Annotated in this window: 18 protein-coding genes; 17 read left to right on the top strand and 1 reads right to left on the bottom strand. The window is 48.4% G+C overall.

The features are described 5' to 3' along the window. Window positions 1-3 precede the first annotated feature (3 nt). The 9 genes from gspF to COW15_RS13650 all read left to right on the top strand — a co-directional run bounded on the left by gspF (window position 4) and on the right by COW15_RS13650 (window position 6,902). Window positions 4-1,227, top strand: coding sequence for a type II secretion system inner membrane protein GspF (gene gspF, locus COW15_RS13690; protein ID WP_293633079.1), 1,224 nt, complete (start codon window positions 4-6; stop codon window positions 1,225-1,227). Window positions 1,228-1,289: 62 nt separating this feature from the next. Next, a complete protein-coding gene (gspG, locus tag COW15_RS13685) occupies window positions 1,290-1,724 on the top strand; it encodes a type II secretion system major pseudopilin GspG (protein WP_293633078.1) in 435 nt (144 codons plus the stop codon). A 1-nt stretch (window position 1,725) separates the two neighbouring features. Beyond that, the gene (gspH, locus tag COW15_RS13680) at window positions 1,726-2,298 is read left to right on the top strand and encodes a type II secretion system minor pseudopilin GspH (RefSeq protein WP_293633077.1); all 573 of its coding nucleotides are present in this window, start codon (window positions 1,726-1,728) and stop codon (window positions 2,296-2,298) included. Beyond that, on the top strand, window positions 2,285-2,653 hold the full coding sequence (gspI, locus tag COW15_RS13675; protein WP_293633076.1) for a type II secretion system minor pseudopilin GspI: 369 nt from the start codon (window positions 2,285-2,287) through the stop codon (window positions 2,651-2,653). Before gspH ends, gspI begins: the two co-directional genes overlap by 14 nt. Then, on the top strand, window positions 2,634-3,419 hold the full coding sequence (gene gspJ, locus COW15_RS13670) for a type II secretion system minor pseudopilin GspJ (RefSeq protein ID WP_293633075.1): 786 nt from the start codon (window positions 2,634-2,636) through the stop codon (window positions 3,417-3,419). The genes gspI and gspJ overlap by 20 nt, the downstream gene beginning before the upstream one ends. Next, window positions 3,416-4,414: a type II secretion system minor pseudopilin GspK gene (gene gspK / locus COW15_RS13665; RefSeq protein ID WP_293633074.1), complete on the top strand. Its 999-nt coding sequence runs from the start codon at window positions 3,416-3,418 to the stop codon at window positions 4,412-4,414. Before gspJ ends, gspK begins: the two co-directional genes overlap by 4 nt. Window positions 4,415-4,461: 47 nt before the next feature. Further along, entirely contained in the window at window positions 4,462-5,649 is a 1,188-nt protein-coding gene (gene gspL, locus COW15_RS13660; protein WP_293633073.1) for a type II secretion system protein GspL, read from the top strand. A 1-nt stretch (window position 5,650) separates the two neighbouring features. After that, the gene (locus COW15_RS13655; protein WP_293633072.1) at window positions 5,651-6,127 is read left to right on the top strand and encodes a type II secretion system protein M; all 477 of its coding nucleotides are present in this window, start codon (window positions 5,651-5,653) and stop codon (window positions 6,125-6,127) included. Window positions 6,128-6,140: 13 nt separating this feature from the next. Continuing rightward, entirely contained in the window at window positions 6,141-6,902 is a 762-nt protein-coding gene (locus COW15_RS13650; RefSeq protein ID WP_293633071.1) for a type II secretion system protein N, read from the top strand. Window positions 6,903-6,969: 67 nt separating this feature from the next. Here COW15_RS13650 and yrfG read toward each other — a convergent pair whose 3' ends face one another. After that, entirely contained in the window at window positions 6,970-7,632 is a 663-nt protein-coding gene (gene yrfG, locus COW15_RS13645) for a GMP/IMP nucleotidase (protein WP_293633070.1), read from the bottom strand. A 131-nt stretch (window positions 7,633-7,763) separates the two neighbouring features. On the opposite strand from yrfG, the gene COW15_RS13640 reads away from it, so the two are divergent. The 8 genes from COW15_RS13640 to COW15_RS13605 all read left to right on the top strand — a co-directional run bounded on the left by COW15_RS13640 (window position 7,764) and on the right by COW15_RS13605 (window position 14,841). After that, complete coding sequence (locus COW15_RS13640) at window positions 7,764-8,363, top strand: aspartyl/asparaginyl beta-hydroxylase domain-containing protein (protein WP_293633069.1); 600 nt, start codon at window positions 7,764-7,766, stop codon at window positions 8,361-8,363. Next, entirely contained in the window at window positions 8,341-10,332 is a 1,992-nt protein-coding gene (locus COW15_RS13635) for a phytanoyl-CoA dioxygenase family protein (RefSeq protein ID WP_293633068.1), read from the top strand. Before COW15_RS13640 ends, COW15_RS13635 begins: the two co-directional genes overlap by 23 nt. Further along, window positions 10,329-11,453: a sulfotransferase family protein gene (locus COW15_RS13630; RefSeq protein ID WP_293633067.1), complete on the top strand. Its 1,125-nt coding sequence runs from the start codon at window positions 10,329-10,331 to the stop codon at window positions 11,451-11,453. The genes COW15_RS13635 and COW15_RS13630 overlap by 4 nt, the downstream gene beginning before the upstream one ends. Window positions 11,454-11,729: 276 nt before the next feature. Then, window positions 11,730-12,221, top strand: a complete 492-nt coding sequence (locus COW15_RS13625; RefSeq protein ID WP_293633066.1) for a GNAT family N-acetyltransferase — start codon at window positions 11,730-11,732, stop codon at window positions 12,219-12,221. A gap of 90 nt (window positions 12,222-12,311) precedes the next feature. Next, window positions 12,312-12,833 (top strand): tail fiber protein, encoded by a 522-nt coding sequence (locus COW15_RS13620; RefSeq protein WP_293633065.1) that lies wholly within the window; start codon window positions 12,312-12,314, stop codon window positions 12,831-12,833. Between the two features lie 12 nt (window positions 12,834-12,845). Next, the gene (locus COW15_RS13615) at window positions 12,846-13,376 is read left to right on the top strand and encodes a tail fiber protein (RefSeq protein ID WP_293633064.1); all 531 of its coding nucleotides are present in this window, start codon (window positions 12,846-12,848) and stop codon (window positions 13,374-13,376) included. Between the two features lie 11 nt (window positions 13,377-13,387). Continuing rightward, window positions 13,388-13,924, top strand: a complete 537-nt coding sequence (locus COW15_RS13610) for a tail fiber protein (protein ID WP_293633063.1) — start codon at window positions 13,388-13,390, stop codon at window positions 13,922-13,924. 74 nt (window positions 13,925-13,998) lie between these two features. Continuing rightward, on the top strand, window positions 13,999-14,841 hold the full coding sequence (locus COW15_RS13605; protein ID WP_293633062.1) for a sulfotransferase: 843 nt from the start codon (window positions 13,999-14,001) through the stop codon (window positions 14,839-14,841). Window positions 14,842-14,846 lie beyond the last annotated feature (5 nt).

Below are 14,846 nucleotides of genomic sequence, written 5' to 3'. Positions count from 1 at the left end.
GCTATGCCAGCATTTGAATATAAGGCGCTGGACGCCAAGGGAAAGCAGCTTAAGGGCGTGATAGAGGCGGATACTGCCAGACACGCCCGCAGTCAATTGCGCGATCAGCGCATGATGCCGTTGGAAATTCTCCCCGTCACCGAGAAAGAAGCTAAAGCCAAGAGCAGTGGTTTTGCCTTCTTTAAGCGGGGGATTTCGGTCGCTGAACTGGCACTGATCACCCGTCAAATTGCCACCTTAGTCGCTGCTGGTTTACCCATTGAGGAGTCCCTCAAAGCGGTCGGGCAACAGTGTGAGAAGGACCGCTTGGCGAGCATGATTATGGCGGTGCGCTCTAGGGTCGTCGAAGGCTATAGCCTAGCTGACTCCCTCGCAGAATTTCCACATATTTTCGATGATTTATACCGCGCCATGGTGGCCTCGGGTGAAAAGTCCGGCCACTTAGAAGTCGTGCTCAATCGGCTGGCTGATTACACCGAACGCCGCCAACAACTCAAATCTAAGCTGCAGCAGGCGATGATCTACCCCATAGTGTTAACGCTGGTGGCTATTGGGGTCATTTCGGTATTACTTGCGGCTGTGGTGCCCAAGGTGGTGGGGCAATTCGAGCATATGGGCGCCGAACTGCCTGCGACGACTCGCTTCCTGATTGCCGCCTCGGACTTTGTGCAAAATTATGGCCTGTTCCTAGTGCTGGCGATTGTGATGCTGTTCGTTGTGTTTCAGCGGATGCTGAAATCCGCGGCATTTAGGATGAAATACCACAGTTTTTTGCTGAAAATGCCCGTCATTGGTCGAGTCAGTAAGGGCTTAAATACCGCGCGATTTGCCCGCACCTTAAGTATCTTATCGGCCAGTTCGGTACCTTTACTCGATGGCATGCGTATCGCCAGCGAAGTATTACAGAATGTTAGGGTTCGTGCGGCCGTGGATGATGCTACCGCTCGGGTGCGGGAAGGAACTAGCCTAGGCACCGCGTTGACTAACACTAAGCTGTTTCCTGCAATGATGTTATATATGATTGCCTCGGGAGAGAAGAGTGGCCAGCTAGAACAGATGTTAGAGCGGGCCGCGGATAACCAAGATAGGGAATTTGAAGGGAATGTGGCTATTGCCCTTGGTGTATTTGAACCTATGTTGGTGGTGAGCATGGCGGGGGTTGTACTCTTTATCGTGATGGCAATTTTGCAACCTATATTGGCGCTGAATAATTTGATTAGCGGTTAATTTTTTAGATATATGGATTATGACCAAGTCGATTGGCATAGGATTTTTAGGAGAAGTAATAAATGCAAATGAACAAGAAACATCAAGGTTTTACCTTACTCGAAGTGATGGTGGTGATCGTTATCCTCGGTATTTTAGCCTCTATGGTGGTACCAAACTTAATGGGTAACAAAGATAAGGCCGACCAACAAAAAGCGGTGTCTGACATAGTCGCACTCGAAAATGCCTTAGATATGTACAAGCTGGATAACGGTGTCTATCCAACGACCGAGCAGGGTTTAGAAGCCTTAGTGCAAAAGCCAACGATTTCACCAGAGCCGCGTAACTACCGTGAAGAGGGCTATGTGAAACGTTTGCCACAGGATCCATGGCGCAGTAACTATCTGTTGTTGAGCCCAGGCGAAAACAGCAAGCTCGATATTTTTAGTGCAGGGCCAGATGGCCAACCAGGTACCGAAGATGATATCGGTAACTGGAACCTACAGAACTTCCAATAGGATGTTAAAACTGCGCCACGCCGGCTTCACCTTAATGGAGGTGATGCTGGTGATCCTGCTGATGGGACTCACCGCTGCTGCGGTGACTATGTCTATTAGTAGTTCTGGGCCACAAAAGGCGCTAGAGAGAACGGCACAGCAGTTTATTGCCGCCACCGAATTAGTGCTCGATGAAACCGTATTGAGCGGCTATTTCGTCGGTATTGTGGTTGAAAAAACCAGCTATCAGTTTGTGTATTATAAAGACAGTAAATGGAATCCGCTGGAGAAAGACAGAATACTGTCTGAAAAACAAATGGATCCAGGCGTAACCCTCAATCTGGTGCTCGATGGTTTGCCCTTAGTGCAAGAGGATGAAAGCGACGAATCTTGGTTCGAAGAACCGTTGATAGAGCCTTCGACCGAGGATAAGAAGAAACACCCAGAGCCACAGATCCTGTTGCTGCCCAGTGGTGAAATGAGCGCCTTCGAACTCAGCTTTATCGCAAAGACCGATAATGGTGAGATCGATGTGTTGGTTGTTGGTGATGCGCTTGGCCGCTTAACCCTAGGACGCCCAGATGAAGTACGTTAAGGGTATGACCTTACTCGAGGTGATCGTCGCGCTGGCGGTATTTTCTATCGCGGCGGTGTCTATTACTAAGAGTTTAGGTGAGCAGATGGCAAATATGCCCATTCTGGAATCGCGAACCTTGGCCCAATGGGTGGCAGATAATCAGATGGTGGACGCCAGACTCGAGCCGCAGTTCCCCGATGTGGGGAGAAAAGAGGGCCGAGTCGAACTGGCCGGCAAGGATTGGTATTGGCGCAAAGAAGTGGTCAAAACCGCGGATGATAATTTTCGGATGATCCGCATTAGCGTTAGTGAAGATGAGCGTTATCAGCGTATTGCAGCGCAAGTGAGCAGTTATGTCCTTAAAACAAACTAAGGCTCACGGGGGGTTTACCCTGCTTGAAATGCTGATCGCGATTGCGATTTTTGCCATGATAGGTTTAGCCGCCAATGCGGTATTAAGCACAGTCATGACCAATGATGAAGTGACCCGTAATTTCTCGGTACGCTTGAAGGCGTTGCAACAGGGCTTTGGTGCCATTGAGCGTGACCTAGGGCAAATGGTAGTGCGTACGCCTAGGCTGCTAGAGGGAGGGCGCGGTTCGACCGTGTTCCAGACCGGCAATGATATTTTAGAGTCGGAGTCCGAAGCCTTAGTTTTTTACCGTGTAGGTTGGTTAAATCCCGATGGATTGTTGCCCCGAGGTAGTTTGCAGTCGGTGGCCTATGTCGTGCGGGAAGGGCGATTGGAGCGTTGGTATTTTCCCTACCCAGAACCCGAATTTGGCGCCGAGCCACTTAAAACTGTGATTATCGATAAAGTGTTATCGGTGGAATACTCCTTCTTTATGGAAGATAAATGGGAGCGTAAAGTCGAGGCAACTAAGCTGCCCAAGGCGATTGCCATGGAAATTGAAATTGAAGGTTTAGGCAAAATCCAACGTAAGTTCTTGTTGCCTTTAGGTGCTGCAGCACCTGAAAAGTCCAAGGATGAGGACAATAAAGACGAAAATCCGGACGATGCGAACAAAGATAAAAACGGCTCAGGTAATGGAGCAGGCAATGGAACAGGCAATGGTTCCGGTGACCCAGATTCTGGCGATTCCGGAGACGGTGATCCAGACGCAGAGGGCCGCGAATGAGAACCCAGTCTAGGTCTAAACAGCGCGGTGTTGCCTTGATTGTAGTGCTATTGATTGTGGCTATGGTGGTCATTATTGCCACTAATATTACCAGTCGCAATCAGTTGTCGATGCGCCGAACCTTAAACTTAGCCCAGTACGATCAAGCCTATTGGTATGCGATTTCCGCCGAAGAGCTGGCGAAGAAGATTTTAAAACAAGATTTAGATGACTCTGAGGGTCGGGTGCACAGGCAGCAATATTGGGCGATGGCCGATGTGGTGTTTCCGGCTGAATACGGTGAAATCGCTGGCAAGATCACCGACATGCGTGCCTGTTTTAACTTAAATGCCCTATCGGCGACCACGAAAGAGGTGGAAAACGGTCAGCCTAAGCTGCCGTTAGCGGCGAAGCAATATAAGGCCTTGTTGGTGAGTTTAGGGATGGATGACTTTAGTGCAGACCATCTCACACAAACCCTAAAAGATTACATCGATGAAGACACAGTGGCGAGTCCCTATGGCGCCGAAGATGCGGAATATGAAGCCCGTAACGTGCCCTATCGCGCCGCGAATACCTTGATGAACCACCGCAGCGAGTTAAGGGCCGTGATAGGTTACACCCAAGATATTTATCTGAAATTATTGCCTTATATTTGTGTTATTCCGGGGAATGATAGACAACTGCTCAATGTCAACACCCTAGAAGTCGAGCAAGCGGCACTGCTCGCCGCCATGGTCGATAATCAGATATCCGTCGGTGAGGCAGAAAGCATTATCAATCAACGCCCCGGTGATGGTTTTGCCAAGATCGATGATTTTTACGAATCCTCCTCCATGGGGTCGATCAAGTGGGAAGATGCGATGAAGTCCAGCTTTGTGGTGGACAGTCAGTATTTCCTCCTCGCCTCGGGCGCTAAGGTCGACAACGCCATTTTTAGAATGGAGAGTGTGCTCAAAAAGGGCGGCGGCAACAAAATGGATGTGCTCACCCGTCAGTTTGGTGGACAAAAATAATAGCAAACACGCTCAATCTTTAAGGTTGAAGCTGGTGGAGAAAAACTGTGAGTGAACGGCTATTTATTCGCTTAGGCAGAACCGCAGAGCAGGCTTGCTCTTGGCTGGTTTGGTCCGAACAAGAACAAGAAATTATCGCCTCAGGCGAACTTGCCAACGCCCAAGGTTTATCAACCTTAACCGAGCGGGCGGGAAATCGTCCCATCGACGTGCTGGTGCCTGCATCGGCAATGACATTAACCAGTGTGGATCTGCCCGAAAAAGGCCAACGCCAAGCCCTAAAGGCACTGCCTTTTATGTTGGAGGAATCCATCGCCGATGATGTGGACGCCATGCATTTTACCGTAGGGCCACGCAGTGGCGATGCCTTAAGTGTGATCGCGGTCGCCCACGAGCAGATGCAAACTTGGCTCAGTTGCTTGGCCGAAGCTGGCTTAAAAGTGAAACGTATCGTTCCCGATTGTTTAGCCTTGCCATTGCAGGAATGCCAATGGGCGGCAATGAGTTTTGGTAATGAACTGCTGTTGAGAACGGGTCTAGGCACGGGGCAAAGCCTGCCTCTGCCTTGGCTACCCGTGGCGATGAAGCAACTCGTCGATAAAGGGCAGGAAGTCTCAGTGGCGAGTTATACCGAGATGGCCCTCGAAGGGGTCGAACTTAAACCTCAACCCTTAGATCTGCCCATGTTAGTGCTCGCCCGTGGCATTTTACATGCGCCGGTTAATTTACTCACTGGGGTGTATACACCCAAGCGCGAGTACAGTAAGCAGCTACTCCAGTGGAAAAATGCCGCGATAGTGCTTGCCGTCGCTTGTCTGCTGGCATTAGTGAACAAAGGGCTGACCATATATCAAGTGAACGGCCAGATTGCCGATTTGAAAGCCCAGAGTGAGTCGATTTATCAACAAGTGGTGCCGGGGAACGCTCGGATAGTGGACCTACGCTCGCAGATGAAAAGCCAATTGCGCTCGCTGCAGGGGCAAGGTAGCGGCGCCGAGTTTTTTGCCATGCTCGATGGTCTGCAGGATGCCTTTAAGCAAGTGCCAGAACTGAAACCTAATACCTTAAGATTTGAGAGCGCCCGCAACGAGATCCGTATGCAGGTCATCGCTAAGGACTACGCACAAATTGAAAAGTTTAAAGAGATTGTTGGGCGTCGGTTCCAACTGGATGGCGGCACTATGAATAGTGGTGAAGATCAAGTCACCAGCACCTTAACCTTGAGGAGCAAATAAGATGGATAATTTGCGGACTTGGTGGCAAGGGCTTGCATCCCGTGAGCAACAGTTAATCGGGTTTGGTGGCGCATTTTTAGTGGTTGGTGTGCTCTACTGGGGCATTTGGGCGCCCATAGTTCAAGCTGAGGCGGATGCGCTGCGTAATCTTAGTGCGCAGCAACAGACCCTAAACTACGTCAAACAGACGGCCAATAAAATCGCAGGCCTTAAGCAAGCCGGGGTCAAACCTACTGCTTCGGGGAGTTTAAGTTCGGTCGTTAACCAAACTGCGGGCAACTATGGGTTAGTGATCACTCGCATGCAGCCCCAGGGCGATAAGATCCAAGTGTGGATGGACGATGTGCCATTCGATGCCTTACTCGGTTACCTCGGCGAGCTAGTGCAAACAAAGGGTCTGTCCCTTGAAAGTGTGGATTTGGCGGAGGCCGACGCGCCAGGTTATGTCAAAGTTAGACGCATCCAATTAGCGCAATAGGTAAGGTGTAGTTGTGAGTTTGATAAAGAAAATCATCATAGGCGTACTGATTTATTTAGTTTTTTTAGTGGCATTATTCCCTGCCAATATCGCGCTGAGTCTAGCACCGTTATCTGCAAACATGAGCGTATCGGGGGTGAGCGGCAGTATTTGGTCCGGCAGTATTGAGAGCTTGAACTTACAGCAAAGACAACTCGAGCAAGTGCGGTGGGAGCTTAGCCCATGGGCATTGTTGTTAGGTAAAGTGAGCATCGATGTTCAAGTTGGTAGCCGCGCTACACCTGTGAGTGCCAAAGGGGTAGTGACTTGGTCCATGGGCGGCATTAGCGCCCAGGGTTTACGCTTTGAGGCGCCCGATAGTTTCTTGATTGGCAATGCCAAGCTGCCCTTTAGGACCGAGATCCAAGGGGAGGTGAGTCTGCTGGTTGAAACCCTAGAACAGGGCAAGCCTTGGTGTGAGCAGTTAACGGGCAAACTGTTTTTAAATCAAACCAATGTGAAGAACCAATTTGGCGATTACCCTCTTGGTAATATCGAACTCGGCCTAAGTTGTGTTGACGGTAAAGCGCAATTAGCCACAGATGAAGCCAAAAACCAGCTAGGGATTGTCGGCACTCTGCAGTTGGATGAAGGCAATATGCTTAAGGTTGCGGCTAAGATTAAAGAAACGGCCGAGCAACCAGAAGATATGCGCAACTCCTTAAGCATGCTAGGTAAACGTGCGAGTGATGGCTATTTCCCTGTGGTTTATCAAGGGCGAATTCCTGGGCTCTAAGCCTCTGTTGATAAGAACAGCAAGAAAGGCACCCCGCGGTGCCTTTTTTATGGGAGTCAATTCGGTACTAGCGGCGAAGATCATCCAAGAGCAAGTGGTAATCGTCAATCGCGGGGAAATCATTAAAGGTTTTGAGCGGCTTTTGGCTGTCGGGATTGCTGATCCCCAGTTGATGGGCCACCCCAGCGAGGCGCGCAGCATTGAGTATAGGTTCACTGTCATCGATAAAGAGACAGCGACTTGGATTTAAATCAAATTTTTCAAATAGGATCCGCCAAAACTGCGGATGTTCCTTAGGGTAACCCGTTTCATGGCTTGAGAGCATGGCATCTAAACCTGTCGCAAGCTCGGTATGTTCAAGCTTTAGGGCAAGACTCTTAGGGTGGGCATTGGTCACTAAAATCCGCTTTTTCCCCGCTGTGGCTAGGGCATCGAGGAAGGGCATGCTATCTTGGCGCAGCTGAATGCGGTCAACCAAAGTGCGGTGTAGGCCCATAATATCGAGCTGAAGCTGCGTCTGCCAATAGTCGAGACAATACCAATCGAGCGTGCCCGCCACTTTACCATAGGCATCGACCACTAATTGCTGTGCTTGGTCGTGACTTATTCCCCTCTGTCTGCCCAACTCCTGCGGCACTAGGCTCAACCAAAAATGGTTGTCGAAGTGCAAATCTAAGAGCGTGCCATCCATATCGAGTAGTACAGTATCAATCGTCTTCCAGTCAAACATGGTATTTCCTGTGTTGTTAAGCAGACCAAGCTGAGTGTCTACAGGGGGGGAAATCAGTATATCTTGTATGCTGAACGCTTTGTGCTAGGCTTGGGTAATTCGTTTTTTGCCTAAAAATAAGACACTTGGATATGGATATCTGCTCTTTTGCCCTATTAGATCGAGTTTCAAACCCCCATAGTTTACAGCAAGAGCTAACGGCTTTGCTGCGACAAAATTGGTTGTCCCATGTGAATCACCGTGATTATCGTGAAGGGCATCGAGGGGGTTGGGATGTGCTCGCCTTGCGCTGCGCCGCCGAGTATCAAGTCGCACATCCTATCTTGCAAGCCTTCTCCATCACTGAAATATCACAGTGGCAAGATCTGCCTTGCCTCGAATCTAGCCCTGCGCTACTCAGTGTGATCCAATCTTTAGCCTGTCCGGTGAAATCCGTGCGCTTGATGCGCTTACATTCGGGCGCTGAGATTAAACCCCATAGAGATATAGGGCTCTGTTTAGCACAGGGTGAAGCAAGGTTACACTTACCACTGCAAACCAATGATGCGTTAAATTTTTATGTGGATGGCAAGCGTGTGCCTATGCGGGCCGGAGAGCTTTGGTATATCAATGCCGACCAAGTCCATTGGGTCGAGAATAAAGGACAGGAAGCACGCATCAACCTAGTGATTGATTGTGAAGTGAATACTTGGCTAAGGGAGTTAGTCTATGCGGCAAAGATCAGAGCTTGAATCAGGACAGAGTGCAGATATTAAAGCGTTAATTCACTTCGCCAACGCGCTATTACAGGCCTCTTCGGCAGGGGATGCTAAACGACTTATCGATCCCATGCTGGCGCAATTATGCGCCATGACGGAAATTGAGCTTCACCCCGAGTATTTTGGGGATACCGAGGCGAGTATTACCCCTTTTGGTAAGGCTGTATCACTCACCACTGCGGCTCAGTGCGCCGAAGATCCCGAACGCGGGCGGGTGTTTATTCAGGGTATTTATCAAGCGATTCAGGATAAGCTAGCGCTAAATCCTGGGCGTGCTGTACGGATTTTGTATGCGGGTACTGGGCCATTTGCTTGGTTGTTATTGCCTTTGCTGCCGTTATTTTCTGCGAGTCAAGTGCAAGTGACTTTGCTCGACATTCATCAAGCCTCGTTAGATAAAGTCGCTAAGCTGATTAAACATTTTCAGTTAGCCGACCGAGTGGGGGAATTTGTCTGTGCCGATGCTAGCCTTTGGCAACCCGAGTCGGAGCAAACCTTTGATCTCATTGTCTCGGAAACCATGAAGCACCTGTTACAGCAGGAGCCTCAGGTGCAGATCTTTAGTCATCTGCAGGCTTATTTGGGGGCGGGCGGCAGCTTGATTCCCGAGTCGATTGAACTGGATGCATGGCTCGATATTAAGGGCAAGGATCTTACTTATTTAGGGCCGTTATTTCGCCTCGATTTGCCCAATGCCCGTCTGCTCGCTCAGGGGGAGCGCAGTATCTTTGCTGGCAGTTTGCTGTTGCCCGACTTTCATCCCCAAGCGGTCACTCTGAAGTTCACTACTCAAGTGCGAGTGTATGCAGAGCATGGGTTAGCTGAAAATCAGTCCCAATTGACCTTGCCTCAATATAAAAAATCACTTTGGCTTAAGCCTTTGAGTCGAGTGAGCTTTAGCTATCAGCAAGGGGAATATCCTGATGTTAAATTCGAGTATATAGAGCAAAACATGGCACTGGTCGCGAGTGATGATCTGAGCTGCTTAGGCATTTATCATCTACAGCGACTCTGGCAAAAAATACAACTGCGTAAACGGGGTGAGTCTTTCACTGAACTCGCTAATGAATGGCATTTAGATAAGGCCTTGCTGGATCTCTGTGGCATGGGGTTAGAGCCTGGCATGAAAGTGCTCTACCAATATGATAACCCACAAGAATTTATCAATGCTATTCGACAGATCACTAAACTCACTGCCGCGGATATTGACGGCATTAATCAACATTTGCGTGACTTATCCCAAGGGACTGTGCCAACCCAAGTGAGCCTATTACACCCGAGTAAAGTACTCAGCGATGCCCAACTTGCGTTTTGGCAACGTGAAGGTTACTTAGTGGTCCCACAAGTGCTTTCGGCAGAGCAATGTGCCCAGGCTAGGGAGTTTATTTGGCAACAGTTAGATGCGAATGAACAGGAGCCCGCGACTTGGTATCAATCCCATGCATTTATGCAGAAAATTATGCTGCAGCTGTTTCGCCATCCACAACTCGATGCGAACCGACAAGAGCCCAAAATCCGCCAAGTGTTTGAACAGCTGTGGCAGAGAACTGATTTGGTAATGACGACCGATAGGGTCAGCTTTAATCCCCCCGAAACAAAAACTTGGCACTTCCCTGGTCCGGATATGCACTGGGATATGCCGCTACAGCTACCCGTTAAGTTTGCGACTCAAGGGTTAATTTATTTATCCGATACCAGTGCGGAACAAGGTGCATTCTGTTGCGTCCCTGGATTTCACCTCAAGATAGAGGAGTGGCTGCGTAGCCAGAACAAGTCTGATATAGAGTTACAGCAACAGGATTGGTCACGTTGGCCAGTTAAACCCATCGCGGCTAGAGCGGGGGATTTAATCATTTGGCACCATGCCTTGCCCCATGGCGCAAGCCCGAATCTGGCTAAACTACCGCGTATGGTGCAGTACATAAACATGTATCCCTTATGAATCCAGAACAATGCTATTGGTCGTTAGTCCATAACCCCGCAGCCTTGAGAGAGCTAGGCAAGGCGACGACTATGGTTGGGTTTTGCCAATATTTGCGGCGATTTTGGTGTTTGCCAGATTATGGTGATGAGGCGTTGCTGGCGATTTTGTGGGCAGGGAATCGGCAAACTTTAGCTCCAGATTTTTCCCTTTTATGCCAGTTTTGGGCGCCAGCAGACTATGACCCTAAACGCAGAGTATTAGAGTGGATGTCCGCCGCAGAAAAACCGATTCGCCCATTCTACTCGGAGCATATTTCTGCCGTGCGGGGTCAGTTATTGTCAGCCTTGATCAAACCTAAAACCGCTCTCTTACCTGCGTCAAATCTTTCGGGACTAGTAGAACAAGTGCAGCCTGCCGGATTCATATTTCACCTCTCCCGCTGTGGCTCTACCTTAGTGTCGCGCAGTTTTGCGGGGTTATCTAAATGCAGGGTGTTATCTGAATCGCCTTTGCTGACTCAAGTGTTACTGGACGGGAGCCTATCAGACACACAAAGACGTGCGGCTTTAACATTTTGCATTAACACTCAAGGTCAGTTGTTTCATCCTGAACAGCATTTGTTGATTAAATGGAATGCGTGGGATTTGCAGTTTTGGCCCTTGATCCTATCACTTTATCCTCAAGTTCCTGTGTTATTGCTACTTAGAGACCCCGTCGAGATCTTAGCCTCACAGCAAAAGTCTGCTGGATATCATATGGTGCGACAACCATCTCGACCTTTATTCCGTGAATTATCAGTACCAGAGGAGGAGTCGATACTGGAGTATCAATGCAAGGTATTGCGCTTGTTATTGGATTATGGCTTAGAGATGAGTCAGTGTAGCCAAGTGATGGTCGTGGATTATCGGGAGTTGTTACCCGCGATAGCGAATAAAATCGCAAACTGGTTTTCGTTGGATCTCTCTCAAGAAGAGTGCTGTCAAGTCGAACAATGCCAGTTAATACACTCTAAAACAGCCACGCAACCCTTTATGGCTGATTCACAATCTAAGCAAAGTTTTTTTACGGCTAAGCAAAAAGAACAGATCCACAGCTATTGCAACTGGTCTAATCTTCACCTTTTTGAAACCAAAAATTAACATTCGTCTTGTATTTTAGAGTAACGTAAACTAGCTTTAGCCAACGGTGTATATTTAAAAAATATCGGAAAGTTAACGTTTTTATTCTAGGGATGGAAAATGCAATCATGTACTTCCAAGCCGTTAGCCGTTTTATTCTGCGAACGCATTCCCCTGAGTCGGTCTTTAAACCTGTCATTCGATTTGTCGAGTTTTGCTCGGTGCCCCCGAGCTGCCACGGCGAATTAATGAACTATACAGCGCTGCCAGAGTTAATTATTACAGGGAATGTGTTTGATGGTAGAAGACATAGTATTACCTAAAGCCTATTCATTGCGTTACGCGCATAAAAATGACGATGCTTTTGTATTTACACTATTTTGTTCTGCAAGGGCGGAACTGTCTCTATTACCGCTTTCCCCACAGCAACGAGAGCTATTAGTGCAACAACAATACCGCTTACAACAAGCGGGTTACGCAGCCCAATATCCTCAAGCTGTGACTCTAATCATTGAATATCAATCAATTTCTATTGGCAAAATCATACTTAATCCATCGACTAACGGTGTCCATATCGTCGACTTTGTCATCGCGCCGCAATTTCGTGGCTATGGTTATGGTTCAGTCATTTTGGACTCGGTAAAAGCCTATGCCCAAGCAAAAGAGGCGAGTGTGAGTCTAAGCGTTGATCGGCAAAATATGCGTGCGAAACAGTTATATCTTCGCTTGGGTTTCTTACCTTTTGAAATATCACCTACACAAGAGTGGCTATCGTGGCCATCACCATAGGTAGTGTTGTTTTGCTTTGAGGGAAGAGGAAAGCGTGTGTAATCAACCTGATGATGTTTAGACAGGTTTACTTTTATCAAGGAGTAATGGATGTCTGATTTTTTTCTCGGAGAAATTAAGCTTCTCCCATACAACTGGGCACCTAAGTATTGGACTTTGTGTGCCGGGCAATTATTGCCAATCAATTCCAATCAAGCGCTTTTTTCGTTATTGGGTACGACCTACGGTGGCGACGGTGTCAATACCTTTGCGTTGCCTGATTTGCGTGGCCGTGCGCCGGTTCACCCGAATACTGCTGCGGGTTTACTCCAAGGTAGTAAGGCGGGTGCAGAAAATGTAACCCTAGTACCCAACAACCTGCCAGTGCACAATCACCTTGTGGTGGCCTCTTCTACGGCAGGCGATACCACGTTGTTTGCAGGCAATAATATTGCCGCTGCCAAGAACGCAACGGGCGATGTCAATTTGTATGAGCCAGCCTCAAGCCTGCAGGCATTGGATCCTGCAACGGTATCCAATACCGGCGGTAATCAACCCCATGAGAACTGCCAGCCTTCACTGGTGATGAATTATTGCATTGCCACTCAAGGCATTTACCCTTCACGTAACTAGAGGAGAATCACTATGGATGCTTATATTGGTGATATTCGCCTGTTTGCGGGTAGCTATGCACCGAGAGGTTGGTTGTTGTGCGCGGGTCAGCTATTAAGTATTAGCGAGCAGACTACGCTTTTCGCACTGATTGGAACGACATACGGTGGCGATGGAGTCACTACTTTCCAGATGCCTGATTTACGCGGCCGGCTGCCGGTTGGGCAGGGCAATGGCCCAGGCCTTACTCCCCGCATTATTGGCCAGCAATTTGGTGTTGAATCTGTGACCTTATTGACGTCGCAAATACCTTCACATAGCCATAGTTTTTCGGCGAGTACAGCAAGTTCCTCCACATCACCCAGCCCTACGGGTAATGTCTTTGCCCACAGTAATACCGATAATATTTATGCTCCTTTGCCGTCTACCGGTGCCGATCCCCAGGTTATGAATGCGGCCAGTGTGCAGCCTACCGGGGGAACACAACCACACAATAACATCATGCCTACCACAGCGATAAATTACATCATGTGTATTGAAGGCATTTTCCCATCGCGTAATTAAGGAGCGAAATTATGGATCCATTTATTGGTGAAATCCGTTTGTTGCCATTCAGCTTCGCTCCCCACAATTGGGCGCTGTGTAATGGTCAGATATTGTCAATCGCAAGTAACACCGCATTGTTTTCAATTATTGGAATTACTTACGGTGGCAATGGGACAACCACGTTCCAATTGCCTAATTTGCAGGGGCAGGTCGTTGCGGGCGTAGGTCAGGGGCCCGGGCTGAGAACCTGGGATTGGGGCGAACCGTTTGGCGAGAATGATGTAACCCTGCTTGCTACTGAAATGCCTGCGCATAACCATACGCTGACCGGTTTGAATAATCCGGGTACTTTGCCTTCTCCGGCAGCTAACACCTATCTGGCGAAGGATGGCCGTAGTGGTGGTTTTGTCAATTATATGCAGGCAGCACCCGGTACGTTAAATACCGCTATGGCACCGCAGACATTAGGTATTAGTGGTGGTGGTCAGGCTCATGAAAACCGTCAGCCGTTTATAGCCCTGAATTATTGCATTGCCCTTTACGGTGTATTTCCGGCACGCAATTAATTGATGAATGGTTTCCGGCATTTTTTTGCCGGGAAGTTTTTTTAATAAATATTTTTAATTAGTAAGTCACATTGATGCCAAACAAATTACATTTTATTTCAGGTTTACCGCGTGCAGGCTCGACGCTGCTCGCGGGTATACTTCGGCAAAATCCACGCTTTCATGCGGCTATGAGTAGCCCTGTGGCAGGGCTTGTGAATGGCGCCCTCGAACAGATGGGGGCAGGTAGTGAGTCCTATTCATTTTTCGATGAACATAAACGTAAGGTCATTTGTCGGGCATTAATTGACGCATATTACCAAGATAAAAGCCATCCGGTGGTTTTCGACACTAACCGTCACTGGACTGCCCGTTTACACCAATTGGTAGAGTTGGTTGACGATTTTAAAGTGATTTGTTGTGTGCGTAATCCGGCTTGGATTATGGATAGTTTTGAAGTGATTTATCGTAAAAACCCTTTTGATTACAGCCGTATGTTCAATGCGGCCTCGCGTCAGACGGTTTATAGCCGCTGCGACTCGTTAATCAATGCCGGTGGCGCGGTTGGAAGTGCATGGATGGCGCTCAAGGAAGCCTATTACGGCGAGTTTTCTGATCGCTTGCTATTAGTGGATTATGATCTGCTTACCCAGCATCCGACCCGCACGCTGGAATTAATCTATCGTTTTATTGGCGAACCACAATTTGAGCACGATTTTAATCATGTCGACTATGCTGAAAATGAGTTTGACCACAATCTTGGGGTCAAAGGTTTGCACAGCGTTAAGCGGAAAGTGGAATACAAAAGTAGACGCAGTATTTTACCGCCTGACTTATTTATGAAATATCAAGAGATGGATTTTTGGCAAGATCAAACCGGTACTGCCGCCAATATTATTGCGAGTAAAAAAACTGTAGCACCTAACGCAAAAAAATGAAGGGA

Origin of the sequence: Shewanella sp. CG12_big_fil_rev_8_21_14_0_65_47_15 (genome assembly GCF_002783505.1) — a bacterium.
In the GTDB taxonomy this organism is placed as follows: domain Bacteria; phylum Pseudomonadota; class Gammaproteobacteria; order Enterobacterales; family Shewanellaceae; genus Shewanella.
The sequence above is the reverse complement of the archived record's forward strand: the minus strand, read 5'-3'. Positions and strand labels throughout refer to the sequence as shown.

Coding starts and splice junctions, on each gene's coding strand:
- gspF (WP_293633079.1), top strand. CDS start 4: ATGCCAGCATTTGAATATAAGGCGCTGGACGCCAAGGGAAAGCAGCTT.
- gspG (WP_293633078.1), top strand. CDS start 1,290: ATGCAAATGAACAAGAAACATCAAGGTTTTACCTTACTCGAAGTGATG.
- gspH (WP_293633077.1), top strand. CDS start 1,726: ATGTTAAAACTGCGCCACGCCGGCTTCACCTTAATGGAGGTGATGCTG.
- gspI (WP_293633076.1), top strand. CDS start 2,285: ATGAAGTACGTTAAGGGTATGACCTTACTCGAGGTGATCGTCGCGCTG.
- gspJ (WP_293633075.1), top strand. CDS start 2,634: ATGTCCTTAAAACAAACTAAGGCTCACGGGGGGTTTACCCTGCTTGAA.
- gspK (WP_293633074.1), top strand. CDS start 3,416: ATGAGAACCCAGTCTAGGTCTAAACAGCGCGGTGTTGCCTTGATTGTA.
- COW15_RS13655 (WP_293633072.1), top strand. CDS start 5,651: ATGGATAATTTGCGGACTTGGTGGCAAGGGCTTGCATCCCGTGAGCAA.
- yrfG (WP_293633070.1), bottom strand. CDS start 7,632: ATGTTTGACTGGAAGACGATTGATACTGTACTACTCGATATGGATGGC.
- COW15_RS13640 (WP_293633069.1), top strand. CDS start 7,764: ATGGATATCTGCTCTTTTGCCCTATTAGATCGAGTTTCAAACCCCCAT.
- COW15_RS13635 (WP_293633068.1), top strand. CDS start 8,341: ATGCGGCAAAGATCAGAGCTTGAATCAGGACAGAGTGCAGATATTAAA.
- COW15_RS13630 (WP_293633067.1), top strand. CDS start 10,329: ATGAATCCAGAACAATGCTATTGGTCGTTAGTCCATAACCCCGCAGCC.
- COW15_RS13625 (WP_293633066.1), top strand. CDS start 11,730: ATGGTAGAAGACATAGTATTACCTAAAGCCTATTCATTGCGTTACGCG.
- COW15_RS13620 (WP_293633065.1), top strand. CDS start 12,312: ATGTCTGATTTTTTTCTCGGAGAAATTAAGCTTCTCCCATACAACTGG.
- COW15_RS13615 (WP_293633064.1), top strand. CDS start 12,846: ATGGATGCTTATATTGGTGATATTCGCCTGTTTGCGGGTAGCTATGCA.
- COW15_RS13610 (WP_293633063.1), top strand. CDS start 13,388: ATGGATCCATTTATTGGTGAAATCCGTTTGTTGCCATTCAGCTTCGCT.
- COW15_RS13605 (WP_293633062.1), top strand. CDS start 13,999: ATGCCAAACAAATTACATTTTATTTCAGGTTTACCGCGTGCAGGCTCG.